Origin of the sequence: Pseudomonas izuensis, assembly GCF_009861505.1 — a bacterium.
Lineage (GTDB): Bacteria > Pseudomonadota > Gammaproteobacteria > Pseudomonadales > Pseudomonadaceae > Aquipseudomonas > Aquipseudomonas izuensis.
Genome location: NZ_WTFT01000025.1, coordinates 71,349 through 90,743, shown reverse-complemented (window position 1 = coordinate 90,743; position 19,395 = coordinate 71,349). Strand labels below are relative to the sequence as shown.

General features: G+C 58.7%; 13 protein-coding genes. 4 read left to right on the top strand and 9 right to left on the bottom strand.

Annotation, left to right across the window (positions count from 1 at the left end):
• The first annotated feature begins 178 nt into the window (after positions 1 to 178).
• Genes GPL81_RS20370 through GPL81_RS20355 form a run of 4 tightly spaced genes read left to right on the top strand, consistent with a single transcriptional unit; the run spans position 179 to position 4,666 of the window.
• The gene (locus GPL81_RS20370; protein ID WP_160108176.1) at positions 179 to 1,204 is read left to right on the top strand and encodes a phosphotransferase family protein; all 1,026 of its coding nucleotides are present in this window, start codon (positions 179 to 181) and stop codon (positions 1,202 to 1,204) included.
• Between the two features lie 19 nt (positions 1,205 to 1,223).
• Positions 1,224 to 2,510, top strand: coding sequence for an acyl-CoA dehydrogenase family protein (locus GPL81_RS20365; RefSeq protein WP_160108175.1), 1,287 nt, complete (start codon positions 1,224 to 1,226; stop codon positions 2,508 to 2,510).
• A 53-nt stretch (positions 2,511 to 2,563) separates the two neighbouring features.
• Positions 2,564 to 3,715, top strand: a complete 1,152-nt coding sequence (locus GPL81_RS20360; protein ID WP_160108174.1) for an epoxide hydrolase family protein — start codon at positions 2,564 to 2,566, stop codon at positions 3,713 to 3,715.
• A 9-nt stretch (positions 3,716 to 3,724) separates the two neighbouring features.
• Complete coding sequence (locus GPL81_RS20355; RefSeq protein ID WP_160108173.1) at positions 3,725 to 4,666, top strand: NAD(P)H-dependent flavin oxidoreductase; 942 nt, start codon at positions 3,725 to 3,727, stop codon at positions 4,664 to 4,666.
• A gap of 79 nt (positions 4,667 to 4,745) precedes the next feature.
• Here the strand turns inward: GPL81_RS20355 and GPL81_RS20350 are convergent, their stop codons facing one another.
• The 9 genes from GPL81_RS20350 to GPL81_RS20310 form a co-directional block, all read right to left on the bottom strand.
• Positions 4,746 to 6,905, bottom strand: a complete 2,160-nt coding sequence (locus tag GPL81_RS20350) for an acyl-CoA dehydrogenase family protein (RefSeq protein WP_160108172.1) — start codon at positions 6,903 to 6,905, stop codon at positions 4,746 to 4,748.
• 74 nt (positions 6,906 to 6,979) lie between these two features.
• Positions 6,980 to 9,361, bottom strand: a complete 2,382-nt coding sequence (locus GPL81_RS20345) for an enoyl-CoA hydratase-related protein (RefSeq protein WP_218585661.1) — start codon at positions 9,359 to 9,361, stop codon at positions 6,980 to 6,982.
• 17 nt (positions 9,362 to 9,378) lie between these two features.
• The gene (locus GPL81_RS20340; RefSeq protein WP_160108170.1) at positions 9,379 to 11,814 is read right to left on the bottom strand and encodes a CaiB/BaiF CoA transferase family protein; all 2,436 of its coding nucleotides are present in this window, start codon (positions 11,812 to 11,814) and stop codon (positions 9,379 to 9,381) included.
• 176 nt (positions 11,815 to 11,990) lie between these two features.
• Entirely contained in the window at positions 11,991 to 13,133 is a 1,143-nt protein-coding gene (locus tag GPL81_RS20335; protein ID WP_160108169.1) for an amidohydrolase family protein, read from the bottom strand.
• A gap of 66 nt (positions 13,134 to 13,199) precedes the next feature.
• A complete protein-coding gene (locus GPL81_RS20330) occupies positions 13,200 to 14,285 on the bottom strand; it encodes an acyl-CoA dehydrogenase family protein (RefSeq protein ID WP_160108168.1) in 1,086 nt (361 codons plus the stop codon).
• 13 nt (positions 14,286 to 14,298) lie between these two features.
• A complete protein-coding gene (locus GPL81_RS20325) occupies positions 14,299 to 15,492 on the bottom strand; it encodes an acyl-CoA dehydrogenase family protein (protein ID WP_160108167.1) in 1,194 nt (397 codons plus the stop codon).
• The gene (locus GPL81_RS20320; RefSeq protein ID WP_160108166.1) at positions 15,489 to 16,772 is read right to left on the bottom strand and encodes an FAS1-like dehydratase domain-containing protein; all 1,284 of its coding nucleotides are present in this window, start codon (positions 16,770 to 16,772) and stop codon (positions 15,489 to 15,491) included. The genes GPL81_RS20325 and GPL81_RS20320 overlap by 4 nt, the downstream gene beginning before the upstream one ends.
• A gap of 37 nt (positions 16,773 to 16,809) precedes the next feature.
• Entirely contained in the window at positions 16,810 to 17,640 is an 831-nt protein-coding gene (locus GPL81_RS20315) for an enoyl-CoA hydratase (RefSeq protein ID WP_160108165.1), read from the bottom strand.
• A gap of 27 nt (positions 17,641 to 17,667) precedes the next feature.
• Positions 17,668 to 19,197, bottom strand: coding sequence for a class I adenylate-forming enzyme family protein (locus GPL81_RS20310; RefSeq protein WP_160108164.1), 1,530 nt, complete (start codon positions 19,195 to 19,197; stop codon positions 17,668 to 17,670).
• Between the last annotated feature and the right edge of the window lie 198 nt (positions 19,198 to 19,395).

Sequence of the window (19,395 nt, the reverse complement as noted above, 5' to 3'; positions counted from 1 at the left end):
TTATAATCATATAGATCATTAAACAAGTGGATTGGCGCGTGCTTCCTGCTGATAAAGGCATCATAAGTTAGGGTGATTATCCTGGCTCTGGAAGCTTGACAAGAGTTATATTCATATAGATCATTTGAATAAATAACAGAAAGCAATTATTCGAAAAGCCATCCACGGAGTACTGACCATGTCGGGCAATTCCACTGCGTTTCCGGATCTTTCTCGTTTGCAAGCCTGGCTCAGCAGTCAGTTGGGGCCTCAGCGTTCCTTTCACATTGCTACCGTCCAGGGGGGGGCCAGCAACCTGATCTATCGAATTGACTACAACGGTGTGGCCTATGCACTTCGGCGCCCACCGGCCGTGGCCAACGACGCCAGCTCCAACAACATCCTGCGCGAGATGAAACTGCTGAAGGCCATCGGTAGCACGAGAATTCCCCACACCCGGCTGGTGGCAGGGTGTGAGAACGGTGAAGTGATTGGTGTGCCTTTCGCGCTGCTGGAATGGCATCCGGGTTTCACCGCCAAGAATCCGTTGCCGGCTGACGTTGCGCCGAACCCTGAGGCACACCGGCAACTGGCCTTCGAACTGGTTGATGCCTTGGCTGAGCTGGCCAATGCCGATTGGAAGACCATCGGCCTTGAAAGCTTTGGGAAGCCCGATCAGTTCCTGGAGCGCCAAGTGGCGCGATGGTCCTCACAGTTGGATCGCTACAAGATTCGCGAGATTCCGGGGCTGGAAGAGTTGGGGCTGTGGCTGGCCGAGCACACACCGCAAATGCAACGCGCTGCACTCATTCACGGCGACTACCAATTCATCAACGTGATGTACGAAGGATCAGCGCCGGTGCGCCTGACGGCGATCGTCGATTGGGAGATGGCGACCATCGGCGATCCGCTACTGGATCTGGGCTGGGTCCTGGCCGGTTGGCAAGATCCTGGGGAAGACGCCACGTTTGCCGACTACATCGATTGGCAGTGGATGCCTGCACGCGGTGAACTCGCTGCCCGCTATGCCCAAAGAACCGGGCTAGCGCTGGATCATCTGTCTTATTACATGGCGCTGGCGATGTACAAGTTGGCAATCATCATGGAAGGCGCCTATGCCCGCTATACAGCGGGCAAATCCGACCATCCTGTGCACGCCAGGATGGAATTCGACGTACCCCGGATGATTCAGCGTGGCCTGCGCTTCGCTGCCCAGCTTTCCTAACGACCAGGAGCGAACAGCAATGTGGGATTTCAGTACTGAGCCAGAATTCCAAGCCAAACTCGATTGGATCAAAGACTTCGTCAAAGAAGAGATCGAACCACTGGACACACTGTGGCCGGACATGAGTGCGCCCTACGACACGGGTAACAAGGCTGCGCGAGCGATTATCAAACCATTGTGTGACGAGGTGAAAAAGCAGGAACTTTGGGCCTGTCACCTGGGGCCGGAACTGGGTGGGCAGGGTTATGGGCAGATCAAGCTGGCACTGATGAATGAAATCCTCGGTCGCTCCAGTTGGGCGCCGACTGTGTTCGGTACAGCTGCACCCGATACAGGCAACGCGGAAATTCTGGCGATGTTCGGTACTGAGCAGCAGAAGGCTCGGTATCTGCAACCCTTGCTCGATGGCGACATCGTTTCCTGCTACTCGATGACCGAGCCGCAGGGTGGTGCTGATCCTGCGGTGTTCACCACGACCGCTGTGCGTGACGGTGATCATTGGGTACTCAACGGCGAGAAATGGTTCTCTTCCAATGCCCGCTACGCCTCATTTCTGATTGTCATGTGCGTCACCAATCCGGATGTACCTGTATACGCCGGTACTTCGATGTTCCTGATTCCCTCTGACACCCCTGGTGTGAACATCCTGCGCAATCCTGGTGTATACGGGGAAAATCCAGGCGAAGGTGCCCATGCTTACATTCGCTACGAGAACGTGCGAGTGCCTGCCGATGCCTTGCTGGGGGAGGAGGGTAAGGGCTTTGCCGTCGCCCAGGCTCGTTTGGGTGGTGGTCGTGTACACCATGCCATGCGTACCGTCGGACAATGCCAGAAGGCGATCGACATGATGGCCGAGCGAGCATTGTCGCGCGTGACCAAGGGCGAATCACTGGCAAGTAAGCAAGTTGTTCAGCAGTACCTGGCTGATTCGTACATCGAACTTCAGCAATACCGCCTGTTGGTGCTGCAGACCGCCTGGCGCATTGACAGCGGTCACGACTACAAAGCCAACGCCATGCACATCGCGGCGATAAAGGCCGCGGCTCCTAAGGTCTACCACGATATTGTTCAACGAACCATGCAGATCCATGGCTCGCTCGGGGTGTCAGATGAAATGGCGCTTGGACAGATGTGGATCTACGCCGCCTGCATGGGATTGGTGGATGGGCCTACCGAGGTGCATAAGACCGCCGTGGCCAAAGGTGTTCTCAAGGGCTATAGGCCCCATCGTGGGTTGTTTCCCACCGAGCATCTGGTGGCTCGTCGTGCTGCTGCCGTAGCCAAATTCAAAAACTACCTGGCATGAAATGCCAATCATTGGCGCATTTCCTACTTAACTTGGCCATATGAGGACACTCCATGCAGCTTCCCGGAATCCCCTTCAAGATCAATACACCCGAGCCTCTGCTCGACGACCTGCGTGCTCGCCTGATCAATACGCGTTGGCCAAACCAGCCGGTCGACAGTACCTGGGAATATGGTACCGATAGCGATTACTTACAGCGACTGGTGCAGTTCTGGGCCAGGGATTTTGACTGGCAGGCGTGGGAGGCGCGCATCAATGCTTTTGAGCAGCGACTGGTAGAGGTTGACGGGCAGGTTGTCCATGTGTTGATCGAACAAGGCTCGGGGGACAATCCGCTACCACTGCTACTGACCCATGGCTGGCCCGGTTCGTTTCTCGAGTTCATCGATCTTATCGAACCGCTGGCGCATCCCGAACGTTTCGGCGGGCGCATAGAAGATGCCTTTACGGTGGTATTGCCGAGTTTGCCTGGCTACGGTTTTTCACCCTCGCCAGCCATCCCCCTAGGTCCACGTGCGATTGCCCGAATATGGGGAAAACTGGCCAGCGAAGAATTGGGTTTCAAACAGTATGTGGCTCAAGGTGGGGACTGGGGGTCGGTGGTCACCGGCTTGATGTCGCGCCTACAGCCACCAGGTCTGAGGGCCGTACATCTGAATATGTGCGGCAACGTGCCGGTCATTGGCCCTGACGAGAGTTTGGCGCCTGAGGAACAGACCTGGTTTGGGCGCGTGGCGGCCATGCAAATGCAGGAAGGTGCCTATCAGCAGATTCAGGGCACCAAACCCCAGTCACTGGCCTACGGGCTGACTGACTCACCGGCAGGATTGGCGGGTTGGATCTGCGAGAAATTTCAGTCCTGGACCTTGGGTGCCAGCGATCAGGACCCACCTTTCAGCCTGGATTGGATGGCAGCCAATCTGACGCTCTACTGGTTGAACGGCATCAACGGTGCAAATTGGCTGTATCACGCAGCCCGCTGCGGTCAGGACAGTCGGGTGGCGATCGAGGAACGCAATACGGTACCTGCGGGCTTCTCATTGTTTCCTAATGACCTGATTGCACCACCGCCCCGTTGCCTGCTGGAGCGGATCTTCGATGTACGCCACTACCGGGTGTTCGACAGCGGCGGGCATTTTCCAGCGTTGGAAAAAGGTCCATTGTTCGTCGACGAGCTGCGTCGGTTCTTCGCTGATTTTCGTTGAGAGGCAGGCATGAACAAATCCGAGTTGTTAGCCAGCCTGCGACTGCCACTGATGGCCGCACCTATGTCAATCGCATCAAATCGCGCGTTAGTCAGTGCGGTAATTCAGGCAGGCATCATGGGCTGTTTTCCCACCCATAACGCTGCACGTGAGGGAGGTCTAGCGTTGTGGGTTGACGAACTGCAGACCGTGCAGCGCCAAGGCCGTGAGCGGGGAGAGGCTGTTGCGCCGTTCGCAGTCAATATCAATGTTTCGCGGGCCAAACCCCAATCATTGCTCGCGGAGGAAATCGCGGTGTGCCGCAACGCTCGGCTACCCGTTATCACCAGCAACGCGGGTGACCCCCGCGAGTTGGTCAAGCAGGTGCATGACTGGGGTGGTCTGGTGATTCATGACGCCACCACCGTTGAGCAGGCTGAGCGTGCCATTGCCGCAGGTGTCGATGGGCTGATGTTGGTTTGTGCCGGTGCCGGTGGCCTCGGTGGGCAGTTGTCACCCTTCGCCTTTGTGCCCAAGGTGCGGCGCATGTTCGACGGCATCATTCAGTTGGCCGGTGGCGTCGCCGACGGGGTCGGAATCGCTGCAGCACAAACCCTGGGCGCCGACATGGTGTGCATGGGCACCCGCTTCATCGCCACGGTCGAATCCGGTGTCGATGCAGGGCACAAACAGATGCTCACCGAAGCAGGCAGTGCCGATGTGCTCTGGACTGATGCAATTTGCGGTATCCCGGCCAACTTCCTGGCACCCTCGATCCGCCAGAATGGTCTGGACCCCGCTTGCCTGCCGGCATTGGTCGATGGTCGCGCCAACATCCCCGCGTCGATCAAACCCTGGAAGATGGTCTGGAGCGGTGGCCATAGTGTTGAGTTGATCGAGCGAGTGCCGACGGTTGCGCAGATGCTGTTGGAGTTGGAGGAGGGTTACCGTAAAGCGAGGGTGGCAGCGTAACTGACGAGGTGCTGATGAGCCCGCTTTCTCGCAAGCCCCGACGTGGATCCTGGGGCTCTGGAGAAAGCGGGCTTTTTTGTTAGCGTGGTAATCCCAATCCGCGTTGGGCAATTAAGGTCCGCTGGATCTCGTTGGTGCCTCCGCCGATAACCATCATGATCGACTGACGCAGTACCTGTTCCAGTTTCCCTCCGCAAGGCGCACCTGGAGCCAGCTCACCGAGCGTACCACTGACACCTAGCAGATCCAGTGCAGCCTCGCCTAAACGCTCCATCAGCTCGGCGGTGAAGGCCTTGCTCATGGCTGCCTCGTACACAGGAGTCTGCCCTTGTTCCAACATACCGATGCTGCGCCCCAGCAGTTGACGTGCGACTTCGATTTCAGCAGCCAATTGCCCCAGCGTGTCGCGGGCCACCGGGTCGGCGCCACGCTGGCGAAGCTCCACAACAAGGCGTTCGTAGTTGGCACGGATATGGGCAACGAAACCGCCCATCTGCACCCGTTCTGTGGCCAGGGCGCTGGTGATGATTGCCCAACCCTGGTTGACTTCACCGACCAGCGCGCTCGCCGGCACTCTCACGTTGTCGAGAAATTCGGTGCAGAACGTATGGCCGTAGAGGGCCATGGATGGATGCACGGTGATGCCCGGGGTATTCATCGGCACGATGAACAAGCTGATACCGGCGTGGGCTTTCGCAGTCGGATCGGTGCGTGCCGCCAACCACAGGTAGTCGGCATCTTCGGCGAAGGTGGTCCAGAGCTTCTGGCCATTGATGACCCATTCATCGCCGTCGCGTACGGCGCTGGTACGGATGGCGGCAAGGTCTGAACCTGCGCCTGGCTCGCTATAACCCAGGCAAAAGCGGATCTCCCCCGCGCGGATCTTTGGCAGGAAGAAAGCTTGCTGCTCCGGCGTGCCGAACTGCATCAGGGCATGGCCCTGGATTTCGCCACCGGGTTTGGGAATACCGGCCTGCTGGACTTCCTCGATAAAGGCCAGTTGCTCCAGCGGCGTACGGGCCTGGCCGCCGAAACGCTCAGGCCAGCCCAGCGCCAGCCAACCTTGTTTGCCCAGTGCGCGAGTGAATGCTGGTACAGACTTGCGTTCCTCGAACGGCAACTGCTGGTAGGCCGACTGATGCAGGTCCGTCCAATTGACCTTCAGCCAATCGCGTACTTCCTGGCGGAAGGCGTTACCGGCCTGACCCAAGTCATACTCGGGCAGGCTCTGGCCTTCGTCGACCAGAAATGCCGCCAGTTCCTGGCGTGCGCGGCGGGTACCGCCCAAGCGCGATAGGTCTGCATGCACACGACGAAAATGCCGCGGTGCTTCATGTTCTTCGCTATAGCCGATGGCACCAAAACTGTGATGAACCTCCAGCGAAACTTGACGCAATACGTTGCTGGCATAGGCAATGGCGGCCGAGGCGTAGAAGCGCCAGTCGGGGTTGCCCAGATCATGGCTCTGCGCAGCATTGGCCAGGGTCAGGCGCACACCGTCAAGGCGCGTAATGCAGTCGGCGAGCTTGTGCTGCAGGGCCTGGAAGCGACCAATGGGTTGGCCGAATTGTTGGCGCTCTTTTACATACTCGACCACCATCTCGAAGGCGCGATTGGCCGCGCCCAGGGCGCGAGCGCTGTAACCGAGGCGAGCGAGCCGGTCCAGGTCAAGCGTGTTGGCTTCAAGGGCTTGGACGGGCGTTGCGCAAAAATCCAGTCGGTGAAGTGCTGGGACAGCCAGGCCGGGCAGAGCTGTGCGGCTGATACCTGGGGCGTTCAGATCAATCAGGCGTACACCAAGGGCAGGGTCGATCACCAGCAACTGTTGCAGTTGCTCAAGGTCGTCAACGATCGCCAGATGGCCATCCATCTTGCTGTCGCGTTCTGTCAGTCGGGCGCCTTCTTCGGTAAAAGCAACACCGATTGCGCACACGCCCGTGGCCAGGGAGTCCATCAGGGGAAAAGCAGGTACATCAGCTAACAAACGATTGGCCAGGAAGCTGCCGTGCAATGGCGCGGAGCAGGCATGTCTGCCCATGCCTTCCATGACGATAAGCCATTCGCGCAAGCCACCATAGGCGGGGTCACTGCCCAGGGCTGTCAGTCCAAGTTCGGCCAGACCTTGCCAAACTCCGGCAGGGTCGGGCTGGTGATAGTCCCAATGGGTGCTCAAGTAGCCTTCGAGGCTGTCCTTGAGCATCTGGCGCTCTTCATTACTGGGAAGTGTCGTGGTGTTCATCTTTATGGCCTTGTCCGGATATTCGTGGGCACATTCCGCACCCACGAACAGCGTTATCAAAATAGTGGGCAGTGCTAGCGGTTTTTCCACACCGGTTTGCGCTTTTGCGCAAACGCCAGGCCGCCTTCTATGCGGTCTTCACTGTTGACGACCCTGTCGATGGCTTTGTAAGCAACCCGCACGGCTTCAGTTTCGCTAGCGTAGTAATCTTGCTCGTTGAGCAATTGCTTGGTCAGACGAATGCTGTTCGGCGAACACTCAAGCAGGGATTCCGCCAGTTCACGGGCCGCCTCCAGTGCAGTGCCCTCAGGTACCACACGATTGATAAAGCCCAGGCGCTGGCCTTCCTCTGCTCCGACGCGACGGCCAGTGAGGATCATTTCAATGGCCTGCTTGTAAGGAATTTGCCGGGTCAGGCGCTGCAGGCCACCGGCACCTGCCAGCAGGCCCACGCGTACTTCACTGAGGGCGAACTGGGCAGCACTGTCGGCGACAATCATGTCGCTGGCCAGGGCTATCTCGAAACCGCCACCCATGGCAAAACCGTTCACTGCACAAATGATCGGCTTCTCGCGATTGAGTCGTGCAGTCAGGCCGCCGAATCCATTGCGCGGCATCCACATGCGTCGACCGGTGGAAGCCGCCTTGAGGTCATTGCCGGTGCAGAAGGCGCGGGTACCGGCACCGGAGATGATCGCGACCCACAAAGTTTTGTCAGCTTCGAAGGCGTTGAAGATCTGGTCCAGCTCGTCGTTGGCTTCAGGGATCAACGCATTATTGACTTCCGGCCGATTGATAATTACTTCGAGAATGGGCCCACGGCGCTCGACCTTGATGAATTCATACTGATCTAGCAGGTGTTTGGGGGCGGGTGGTACCAGGCGATCGAGTGACGCTTCGCTCATGGCAAAGCGGTTGACGCCCTGCAGTAGACGGACGCAGATCTTCAACTCCAGGCCATCCTGGTTGCTGAAGGCCTGGAGTGCCTCGTTATCTTCGGCGACGCTATTGGCGACGAAGCGTTCACCGGTGCTACTCAAGCGACCGATGACGATGACTTCCTTGGGGCCTTGTTTGTCATGCAGTACTGTGTAACTTTCGACGCTGGCCCAGCCATTTGGCGACAGGGTCAGTGCTGGAGCAGGCAGGGCGTCGATTTGCGCCTGATGCTTGCTGCTATCGCAGGTTTTGAACGGCTTGGGAGTGGTCGAGTAGACGCCCACTGCATGGGTGGACAGGAAGCCGCCATTCGCACCCACCAGGCCCAGTGATCCTGGATCGGCACGCAGGCGCTGGACCACTTCTGCCAGAGCATGCATTGAGTAGTTGTTGCCTGGTCCACCGAAGAATGGCAATCCACCGGTCAGCGTCAGGCCTCGCGGGTCATCGGATTTGAGATGCAAGGCATCGATGGCGCTGAAGACCGCGATCGGGAAGCAGCTGTAGATGTCCAGGTAACGGATCGCATCAATACCGACCCCCGCCTCCTGCAGAGCCTGCTGATAGGCCAATGCCATGGCCGGCGAACTGCCCAAATCCTGGCGTTCGAGCACTGAGCGTTCGTCCAGGGCGCTATAGCCATGCAGGTAAACCCACTTGTCCTCCGGCACGCCCAGTTCCCTAGCCAAGCCAACCGTGGTCAGCAATACGGCAGCACCCTGGTTGACCTGATCGCGGGCAACCACCGAGATCGGATGCGGGTCGCCAATCAGGCGGTTTTCCGCGTTGACGGTCGCGATCGCTTCCGCACTCCATAGCTTTTGGCTACTGGCATGGGGGTTGGCGTGTGCCACTGCGCTGAACGGTGCCATTAGTCGACCCATTTCTTGCGCATAGTTCTCGCGCGACAGGCCAAGGCGCTTGCGCCGGGCCTGCTCCAGCAGCGGGTAGACTGTGGTCGGCATGATCATGTTCTGGTCGTTCATGTACTTGGTGCGCATGGCGCCCACGTTCCAATGACGATCGTCCACATCGTGAGGATATTCTTCGGCCCAATCCAGGCTCTGCTTGGCGGCTTGAGCGGCACGTTGGGTTGAAGCCGCTTCAGCACCGCATAACAGCGCCAGGCGCAGTTCACCGGTATGCAAGCGCTCACAGATTTCGCCTACCAGTTTCTGCGGTTCGTCGCCGCAAGCAGGGGAGTACACTTGCACTCCAGGGGTGGCACCCAGACGTTTGGCCACTGCAGCCGGAACGTTGTTGGGGCCGCCAAAAGGCGCTCGCAAGTGACGCATAGGTGCGGGAGCCGAGTCGGCAACGGTACGAATGGCGTAGATGGCGTCGATGCGACTGGCGAGTTCGGACGCACTCAGAGCATCTTCACAGGCAGCTTTGGCAGCTTCGGCGGCGAGATCGGTGGGCGAGAGCTGGCGGTAGCCGGCATCGTCCAGACGTTCTGAATACTGGCCGACGCCAATCAGTATCGGGGTGGAATCATTGATCAATGGTTGGTTCACAATCGAATCCTTATTGGTCATGCCTTGGCAGGCGTAGCGGCAACATCTTCAAGATGCCCGTCGTTGATCAGTGCCTCGATGTCGCTCGGAGCCAGCCCAAGCAAGCGCGCAGCCAGTTCGCGTGTGTGTTCAGCCTGCAAAGGCGCCGGGTCAAGAGGTGGTTCGGGCATATGCAGCGATTGGGCAATGCGGTTTTCCGTAGGCAACGGCACAGGCAGGCCCGGGTGCACCAATTCGCGAATGAATTGGCGCGCGGAGAAATGCGGGTCTGTGCGGTAGTCGCTCAGACGCTGCATGAAGCCTGCGGGGACGCCTGCAGCCTGCAGGGCCTCGGTAACCGCTTGCGGGCTTCGCTTCTCGGTCCACGCCTCCACCAAGGCATTGACTTGCTCACGATGGGCCAGCCGTCCTTGCGCTGTCGCCAGGCTGCTGTCGTCGGCCAGGTCCTGACGATCGATGGCGTTGAGCAAACGCTGCCAATCGTCGTCATTACGGACTGAAACAGCGCACCATTGATCATCTCCGGCGCAGGCAAAAACGCCATCCGGTACTTGCCAGGCAGAGTGGTTACCTTGGGCCTTGAACGAGCCTGGTTGCAGGGATTCAAGCAGGAACTGCTCGCTGGTGCCGTTAAGGAAAATCTCAGCCTGGGCCACGCTGACCGTTCCGCCAAGACCGGTACGCTCACGACGCAGCAGTAGCGCCAGTACACCGACTACAGCGACCCGCCCGGCCATATGGTCAGGGAAAATGGTCACGCCATCGCCGAAGAACTCCGGCATATCCGGATACCGCCACAACGAGGTCATCCCGGTCGAGGCGCGGACCAGCGGCCCGTAACCGGGCGTACGGCTTTGCGGACCGGTATTGCCCATGGCGCTGCTGTCCAGGACGACGATGCCAGGGTTGATCTGTTTGAGTACCTCATAACCCAGGCCCAGCGAATCCAGCGTGCCCGGTTTGAAGTTCGAAAGCACCACGTCCGACTTGGCCACCAGTTGCTTGAACAGATCACGGCCGGTTTCGCTGCGCAAATTAATACCCAGGCTGCGTTTGTTGCGGTGGCCTTGGGCGATCGACGGGGTGATAGGGGTACCGGTCATGGATTGACGACCGCCGTCGGGGAATGCGCGGTTCTCAATCTTGATGACTTCTGCGCCCTGGTCAGCCATCAGTCGGCCGGCTTCTGCACCAGCGACAATCACACCCAGGTCAAGCACTCGCACACCCTCGAGTGGGCGGCGCAAAAACGGTTCTTCGCGACTGCCGGCATGTTTGTCGACAGTACCTGATTCTCCCAACAACGCCTGAGTGTCGGCACCCAGTGCCGGCGCAGTATGGCGGATGCCCGCACGTCGACCATCCAGTTCCAGATAACCGGACGGTACCTGGCCGTGAACGCCTTCACTCAATTGCAACGGTACGAAGGAGCCACGGGCCACAAAGTGCTCATCTTCAAGCACCTGTGAAGGTTCGGAAACGATAGCGATCGGCACGCCGTAGTGCTGGCCCGCAAGCAAGAGTTCGGCGGCAGTGTGGCGGGCGAACAACTCTCCTGTCAGGGCGTTGATTTCAACGCACTTGGGCATGCGCTTGGCAATACTGAGATACTGCGGATCATGAAACTCATGGTCAGGTCCCAGCCAATCGCGCAGGCCTTCCCACTGACGGGGATTGAGTGCGCAAATACGGACGAAACCATCTTTGCAGCGCAGGATCGGGTACATCGGCACGGCCACCGGCCGGTCATGGCTGGTGGAGTCAAGTGCCGACTTGCCAGCCTGGGCACTGCCGGTGACGCCGAGGCCCGGGTCCAGCACTTGGGCAATCGCTTCTTGAATGGAGAAGTCCAGGTGATCGCCGCAACCGGTTTTCAAGCGCTGCCATTGGCCGAGCAGGGCCGCCCAAACGGCCTGCATGGCTGCCGATTCCCAGCACAGGTTGCCCGGAGGCAGCAGCGGGATGTGCCCAGGCTTACCAGAACGGCAAAGTACGCCGCTGAGCGCTGCGTGAACCGCGTGGCTGGCGCAATAGTTGCTGTAGGGGCCGGTAAGACCAAAATCACTGATCGAGAGTACTACCAGGCCGGGATAAAGATTGCGCAGTTCGTCTACTGGCAGACCCAGGTGGGCAAGGGTGCCGGGGCCGGTGCCGTCAAGCAGCAGATCGGTACTGGACAGTAGTCGAATGAAGGCCACTTTGTCGGCATCGGCGTTCAAGTCCAGCACCAGGCTGCGCTTGTTGGCATGATGAGTAGCAAAATACAGGCTGGTGCCCTGGAAAATAGGGGCGATATGACGGCTGGCGCTACCTTGTGGTGGTTCGACCAGGATAACCTCGGCACCCAGATCAGCCAGCAGACGCCCGGCCATGTCAGTCTTGCCGTCGGCCAGTTCGACGACACGCATGCCCGCCAGGGGCAGCGTCGGGTCGGTGGAAGCTGTGTGGACCATGCTTCACTCCTAGATGATTCGCAGTGTTGTTATTGTTGGGGGACTGCTTTTAATCAGATATATCATTGTAATATTTGTTGATCAAGAGTCTTCCAGCTTGGCAGTCCCTTTGAATCCATTCACCGTGGTGGCGGATTTATCCGTTATGGGGTGCAAGCACCCCATGTGGTACTGACTCAGGCCGACAATGCCCGTGCAGTTTCTTCATGCACGACCTCAGGCTTGATGCCGAACATCTTCGCGGCATTGAGGCCCAGTACCGCTGCCTTGTCAGCTTCGGTGAAGTGCGGCACTTGTTCGAACATGCCCTCGACCAGTTCGCGGGAGTAGGGGAAAGTACCCTCGCTGTGGGGATAATCGGTGGCGAACAGGAAGTTTTCGATGCCTAACCCTTTGGCCGTCAGCAGGCAGCCCAGGTCGTTCTGGAATGAGCAGTGCACTTGATCGCGGACGATCTGGCTTGGCTTGCGCGCCAGTTTTGGTTGAATCGACGGTGCATGACCTTCGTAGACTTCATCCATCCGCTCAGCCAGGCCCAATAGCCAACCGGCGCCAGCCTCAACGAACAGAATGTGGGCGTCCGGATTGCGGTCCAGCACGCCGCCGCCAACGAGGGCGCTGATCACGTCCACGGCGTCGTTCATTTGCCGTGAATAGTTGAACAGTGCTGCACCAGGTCCACGCAGGGCACGCAGGTTCACGTTGCCGACACCAGTGTGGAAGGCCATTGGAATACCCGCCTCAGCGCACAGAGCGAAAAATTCGTCCCATGCCGGGTCGTTGAATGCCTCGATCGAATCGAGGTTGACGGTCGGCATCATCACCGCCCGATAACCGATGGCGATGATTCGCTTGAGTTCAGCAATACCATCTTCAAGGTTTACCAGCGGAATGACCGCTGCGGGCACCAACTTGGAGCGCACACCTTCGACGTAACCCCAGGCCCAATCGTTATAGAGGCGGGCACATTCGCGGGAGGCTTCGGCATCGGTGATACGCGAAACCAGCAGGCCGAGGCTTGGGAACACCAGCTCAGCGTCGACTCCATCACGTTCCATGTCGGTGAAGCGTGCTTTCAGGTCTCGGGTTCCCAGGCGACGGATGTCGACGAGATCGTCCGACTCTCCCACTTTGTGGCTGTGGAAACCGAGCGGGATTTTGAATTGGGTTACTTCACCAATGCGGTTCAAGCGCAGTTTCTTTTCACCGTCGATGACCACGTTAGGTGCCCATTGCTGCAGATGAGCAGGCAAGTTGGCGGTGAACAGGTCTGGCGGTTCGACGATATGTGCATCGCAGCTGAAGACGAATGGGCGCATGGTAATTCTCCTGTTATAGGCTTCGTTGGCGTGCCAATGCCCGCCGATTCTGATTCTCAGTGCTGATCAACGGTTGCCTGCCAAGTACTGGCGCAGGCTCAGGGCGCTGCCCAGGTGTGCCGAAAGGAACATGGCGCGTTTCAGGTACAGGTGCAGGTCGGCTTCCCAGGTGTATCCGAAACCTCCGTGCAACTCGATGGTCTTGCGCGCGACGCGAAGGTAGGCATCGGCTAGGTGAGCCTTGGCCAGCGCGGCGTGACGGCTGGCCAAGGCTTCGCCGTTTGCGACGCACTGGGAGGCGTGCCAGACCAAGGGACGGTTGGGTTCGCCGTCGAGGGCAATGTCGGCCAATTGGTGTTTTACGGCCTGGAACTGGCCAATCGGTACACCGAATTGTTCGCGCACCTTGGTGTATTCAGTGGCCAGCTCGACGCATTTGCCTATACCACCGCATGCCTGTGCAGCTTGCAGGGCCAAGCCAGCATCAAGCAGTCCCTGGCTACAGGCGTTATCCATGGAAAGCGACTCGATATCGCCTTCATTGACTTGGAAATCGGCAAGAAAACCGATGGGGTCAACACAGGGTTTCTCCAGGCGTATCAAGCTTGCTGCCTGAGGATCGATCAGACCCAGATTTCCGTCGGCCAAGCCAGTCACGATCAAGGTCGGTAAATGACTTCCGGTAACCTCGACATTAGCCAACGTCAGGTTTTTTTCACCACCCGGCTGGGCCTGCCAACTTTCGGGCTGATAGCTGCCCGGGCGTCCCTGGAGGGCAACACTACCCACCAGTTCACCACTGGCCAGCAGAGGCAACCAACGAGCTTTCTGCTCAGCGCTTCCGGCTTGAGCAATGGCCAGGCAGCAAAGCTGGTGGGCAATGAAGGGTAGTGGCGCTGCAGTGGCGCCAATCACTTCGTTGATCAACGCCGCGTCGAACAGCGAAAGACCGATGCCACCGTCGTCTTCTGGAATTAACAGGCTGGCGAATCCGAGTTCGGCGAACGCTTGCCAGAGGTCACCGAGATCCCGACGCCAGTCGCCGTGACGATCGGCGATGCGGTGCAAGAACAAGGGCTCGGCGTGTTCGGCTAGGAACTTGCGGGCGGTGTCGACGAAGGCAGTCTGGTCGTCATTGAGCAGGTAATTCATGGCTGTTTCGCCTTCAAGATGCCATCGCCGGATCACGGGGCAAGCCCAGACCGCGTTCGGCGATGACATTGCGTTGAATATTGGAAGTGCCGCCGGCAATGGCAATGCCCAGCGAGCCCAGGTACTGGTTGAGCCATTTCTCCGGCCCCGCTTCAGCCTCGCGGCCAAATGGCGAGAGCATGAAATCATCGCCCAGGACGTCCCGGGCAATGTCAGCCACCTCAGCGGCGATACGGGTGACGATCAGTTTGTTCATCAGCGCCACGCTACCGGCATCTTGCCCGGCCAGACGCTGGGCGAACTGACGCTGCATGTTGTGGTAGTGAGCGCTGACCATGCCCTCCAGAACAATCAGGCGATCCCGGATGCGAGGCTCCTCGATGGCCGGGCGGCCGTTGTACTGGCAACGTTCGGCCAGCTCCACCAGCTTGCGGTGCAGGGTCACTGACCCTTCGGCGGCGCCGATGAAGCCTGCACGTTCGGCAGACAATGTGGTCTTGGAGACCTTCCAGCCTTCACCGCGCTGACCGACTATCCAATTGGCCGGGGTACGGGCCCCGTCGAAGAAGATTTCGCTGAACTCTTCGCTGCCGTTGATCTGCCGCAATGGACGGATGGTCACGCCTGGCTGACGCAGGTCAACCAGCAGGTAGGAGATGCCAGCGTGTTTGGAAGCTTCTGGCTCGGTGCGTGCCAGCATGAACAGGTAGTGAGCCTTGTCCGCGCCGGAGCTCCATATTTTCTGCCCGTCAATGATCCACTCATCACCTTCCAGTCGCGCTTTGGTGCGGATCGAGGCCAGGTCTGAACCGGAGTTAGGTTCGCTATAGCCTTGGGCCCAGCGGATTTCACCGCTGAGCGTCGGTGGGACGAACTGCAGTTTCTGCCATTCTTCGCCACACCCCAACAAGGTCGGTACCAACATCCCGTAGCCAACCCCGGGCACTTCCATCGGCGCCCGAGCGCGGTTGAAGACCTGCTGAATAATTTGTGCCTTCAGGATATCGGCCGGTTGCTCTGAACCGCCGTAGACTTTGGGCACGTTGCGATATAGGTAGCCGTGCTCGGTAGCCAGCAGTCGAAAGGCCCGTTCATGTGCAGCGCGTTCCGGTCCCTTGACGGGTTTCCAGTGGGCTGCCAGGAACGCCTCGACTTGCGCGCGGAAGGCGAGCAGTTCAGGAGTGTCGAGAAAGCCGTTGCTGCTCATGACTTGCGCTTCCCGGCCAGCAGTTCCCAGTGACGCGCCATCATCTTCGAGGCGCGGGCTTGTAGCTCGTGGGGTACCGGCGGCAAGACCAGGGCGCCATCACGGCTGGGGAGGGCGACAACGGCATCGCACAGCACAGTGTCTTCGCCGCGCTGGTTAGTCATCTTCACCTTGACGTCTACCAGATTGAGGCCGTTTTCCACGCGCTTGCCCACCACTTCACCGCTAATGAACTGGGTGTCGCCCATGTAGTTGAATTTGCGGATCTCGTCGTATTGCTTGTAGACCCAGCCGTTGTCGCCGGCCCAGTCGGTCAGGTAGCGGAACAGGTAGTTTTCGCGCATGACGCCATAGTCGTACGCCATCGGGTTGCCAATGGCCTGGGCCCAGTCGCTGTCCCAGTGCAAACGCTGGGCAACGTCCGGGACGCCGTAAGCATTCTTGACGTAGAAGGGCGCGATGCGCTTGCGGTTGTTGTTCCACATCCGGCCGGTACGAAGGCCATAGGGAACCCAGCCATAACCGCCACCGTGGAAGTTGACTACGTCGGTGACGGTCAACGGACCACTGGCGCCACCAGGCATTGCGCTGCCGATTTCCAGGTCTTCGAAATACAAGGTGTCGGCGCCACGGGAACGTTCAGCCGAGTAGATTTCATCGATGCGCGCCAAGTCTTCATCGGTGTATGTCGCCGGTTGAATGTCCTTGTACTTGCCGGTTTCGCGGGCTTTCTTGCGTTCGGTAAGAATTGCACGGTAGCGGTATACCGAAACTACCTCACCACGCTGGTTGACCTTGACCTGGCTGTTGAAGCGAGTGACCGAACGGCCGGCGAACTCCGACTGTTTGACTTCCAGGCCATCCTCGCCACCGAAGCTATAGAGTGTGTCACCCGGGAAGATCGGGCGGTAGAACGTCCACTCGCCACCGGAGATGAACATATGGATGCCGCGGAACAGGCTCTTGGTCGCTGCTTTCAGCTCCTCAGGTAGCGGGTCGCCGAGCATGGGACGGTTGATGACGCCCGCCATCATCGAAGGCGCGATCACCGAGCCCCAACGGCTGCTGACTGCATAATCGGGGTTACAGAATAAGGGGTTGTCACTGCCGCAGGCATAAGCGAAGGAGCGAATGTTGTCGATTGAAGCTGTGCCAATCTGCTCTTGGTCGCGGCTGGCCAGGTCTACGTGCAGCATCAGCTTGGCCCGCTCGATATCGTGGTCAGTCAGTTCGTAGGCGGTGGCTTTCTTGAAATCTTCGGTCAGGGTCTGGTCGGACATGATGTCTCCGTCTGTTCTTCGCGTAGTCGTATGAGGTTCAGCTACCGCTGAAAATCGGGTCGCGGCGCTCGATGAAAGCGCTCACAGCTTCTTTGTGGTCGTTTGTCTGGGCGCTGAGGACATTGAGAGTGGCCTCAAGGTCCAGGGATGCTGGTAATGGCATCTCCAACGCAGCATTGAGGTTTTGCTTGATGTAGCGCTGGATGATCGAAGAGCCCGCGGCCAGTTGTCGCGCAAGTGCATAGGTGTTGTCTTCCAGTGCGGCGTCGTCCACCAGTCGCGATGCGTAGCCGATACGCAGGGCTTCAGTGGCGTCGATGCGCTCGCCGAGCAACATCAGCTCACGGGTCTTGGCCGTTCCCAACAGGCGGGTGAGGAAATAACTGACACCGTAGTCACCGGATAACCCGGCTTTAGCGAAACCAGTCATGAAACTGGCGTTATCGGAAACCACCCGAAAGTCGCACGCTGCGGCGATGGCCATGCCCACTGAAACGGTGGCGCCACGGATCATGGCGATGGTCGGCTTGGGCATTTCGAACAACTGACGAGTCGCGTCCATGTTGCCGCGCAACCAATCGATGCGGGTCGCCAGGCTATCGGGTGCCTTGGGTTTTTCCGGTTTGGGTGCTGGATCGAGCGAGGGATCTTTTTTCGGTTTACCGCTCAGATCACCCCCGGCACAGAAGCCACGGCCGGCGCCACGAATGACGACAACTCGGGCTTCGGGATTCTTGGTCGCCTGGCCAATTGCTTCGGTGAAGGCGCGCATCAATGCCGGGTTGAATGCATTCAAACGCTCGGGACGGTTGAAGGTCAGCGTTAGCACGCCGTCTTCAAGGTCTTGCAACAGCACTTGCTCGGACATAGGTCCCTCCGTTCGGCCAAGGTGGCTTCAGATAGCGGTCTGTGTGATGGAGTCAGGAGCGGTAAACAGCTGGCGCACTTCGTGCTGGCTGATTTTCAGCGAAGGGGTTCGCGGCAGGTTGTCGACTAACAGCCAACGCACCGGGACCTGGTAAGCCACCAGTTTTTCCCGGGCGAACGCGGTCAACTGGGATTCATCCAGCGTGAATTCGGGGCGGACTTCGAGTGCCGCAACCGGTACTGCACCCAGGCGTGGGTCAGGCAACCCAACCACGCAGATCTCCTTGATTGCCGGATGTTCTCGCAGCACGTGCTCGACATCTCGGGGCAATACCTTGAAGCCACCACGGATAATGGCTGAGTCCGAACGGCCGCGGATAAAGATGAAGCCATCGTCATCGATTTCGGCGAGATCGGTGGTACGTACCCAACGGCTTGCGTCGACCTGCGCTGAGCGGACTTCCAGCAAACCAATGTTGTTATTGCCTAGAACCTGATCTGTCTGCGTGTCGATGATTCGAACTTCGCAACCCGGCTGGGCGCGGCCTACCGAACCGCGTTTTTGCTGAGCGAATTCTTTGTGATCACGCAGGCTCCAGCCGGCAACCGCGCCCGCGAACTCGGTGGCGCCATAGGCATCGAGCAGCGGAATGTTATAGCGGGTTTCAAACTCGATCTGCAGGGCTGGCTCAAGCGGAGCGCTGCCGGTGCGAATCGCCAGCAGGCTTTCGATATCGCTCTTGGCCACATCAGCATCAAGAATCATGCGGATGGCCGTCGGCGGAAGCGAAACCATTTTTGGCCGGTAGGTTGCCACCGCCTGGCTCCACTCCAGAACCGAGAACTTTTCCTGGATCACGATGGGTCGTGCGGAGGTGATGGCCGCAACCGCGAAATACATCCCGCCGATATGCACCAACGGTATGGTCAGCATGGCCGGGCTGGCTTTCAGGGTCAGGCCAGAGATGGCGTTTCCGGATTCGTAATGTGCTGCGTCGGAAAGCGAGGCCTCGAGTTTGGCATAGGGCAAGGCAATACGTTTGGCCGGGCCTGTTGTACCGCTTGAGAGCATCAGAATGGCTGTTTCACGTAGATCGGGCAGGGTAGCCGGATCAACTGTGATACCAAGGCCAGGTTGCACGCCGATGTTCAGCTTGTCGCCGGAGTTAACACTTAGCCCCAGGCAGCCCTTGATTTGAACCGCCGCCTGCAGTGCAGGCGCCAGCCAGTCCTGTTCGTCGGCAATCAACGCGCCAATCTGTGTGGCTTCAAGATCACGGGCAATCTTTTCCGCCGATTGAAAGGGGTTGAGGGTCACCACACACCGCCGCGAAGCCAATACTTGTAACAGCGTGCATAACTGGGCAGGGCGATTGCGCAGCAGGATTCCTATCGGTGCGCCTTCACCCAGGCCTGCGCTGCTCAGCAGGTCATTGGTTTGGGTCATCAGCGACGACATCTCGGCCCATGAGTACCAGCGCTGCTTGTATTCCAGTGCGGGCGATTCCGGGGCAAGCGCAAGTACGCTGCGGATTCTCAATGCAAGGTCAAGCGTCATAAGCGTGCTCTCGTGTTGTGGTCCACTCGCCCCGAACAGGGCATGGCAAGTGAGGATGAAATTATCATATCAATGAGCTGTATGATTAAGCAAATTCTTTCCCGCTGGTTTTTTTCTGCTATTTCCCTTCAGCCCTTGCAGTACTTGAGCTGCGGCCGAGTACGCTCTGTTGGGTGAAAAAGAGGGGAATGAAAAAAA

What these genes read in the sequence shown, in the direction of transcription:
- GPL81_RS20325 (WP_160108167.1), bottom strand. Translation starts at nt 15,492, where the DNA reads ATGAGCAGCAACGGCTTTCTCGACACTCCTGAACTGCTCGCCTTCCGC.
- GPL81_RS20370 (WP_160108176.1), top strand. Translation starts at nt 179, where the DNA reads ATGTCGGGCAATTCCACTGCGTTTCCGGATCTTTCTCGTTTGCAAGCC.
- GPL81_RS20310 (WP_160108164.1), bottom strand. Translation starts at nt 19,197, where the DNA reads ATGACGCTTGACCTTGCATTGAGAATCCGCAGCGTACTTGCGCTTGCC.
- GPL81_RS20335 (WP_160108169.1), bottom strand. Translation starts at nt 13,133, where the DNA reads ATGCGCCCATTCGTCTTCAGCTGCGATGCACATATCGTCGAACCGCCA.
- GPL81_RS20340 (WP_160108170.1), bottom strand. Translation starts at nt 11,814, where the DNA reads ATGGTCCACACAGCTTCCACCGACCCGACGCTGCCCCTGGCGGGCATG.
- GPL81_RS20355 (WP_160108173.1), top strand. Translation starts at nt 3,725, where the DNA reads ATGAACAAATCCGAGTTGTTAGCCAGCCTGCGACTGCCACTGATGGCC.
- GPL81_RS20360 (WP_160108174.1), top strand. Translation starts at nt 2,564, where the DNA reads ATGCAGCTTCCCGGAATCCCCTTCAAGATCAATACACCCGAGCCTCTG.
- GPL81_RS20330 (WP_160108168.1), bottom strand. Translation starts at nt 14,285, where the DNA reads ATGAATTACCTGCTCAATGACGACCAGACTGCCTTCGTCGACACCGCC.
- GPL81_RS20320 (WP_160108166.1), bottom strand. Translation starts at nt 16,772, where the DNA reads ATGTCCGACCAGACCCTGACCGAAGATTTCAAGAAAGCCACCGCCTAC.
- GPL81_RS20350 (WP_160108172.1), bottom strand. Translation starts at nt 6,905, where the DNA reads ATGAACACCACGACACTTCCCAGTAATGAAGAGCGCCAGATGCTCAAG.
- GPL81_RS20365 (WP_160108175.1), top strand. Translation starts at nt 1,224, where the DNA reads ATGTGGGATTTCAGTACTGAGCCAGAATTCCAAGCCAAACTCGATTGG.
- GPL81_RS20315 (WP_160108165.1), bottom strand. Translation starts at nt 17,640, where the DNA reads ATGTCCGAGCAAGTGCTGTTGCAAGACCTTGAAGACGGCGTGCTAACG.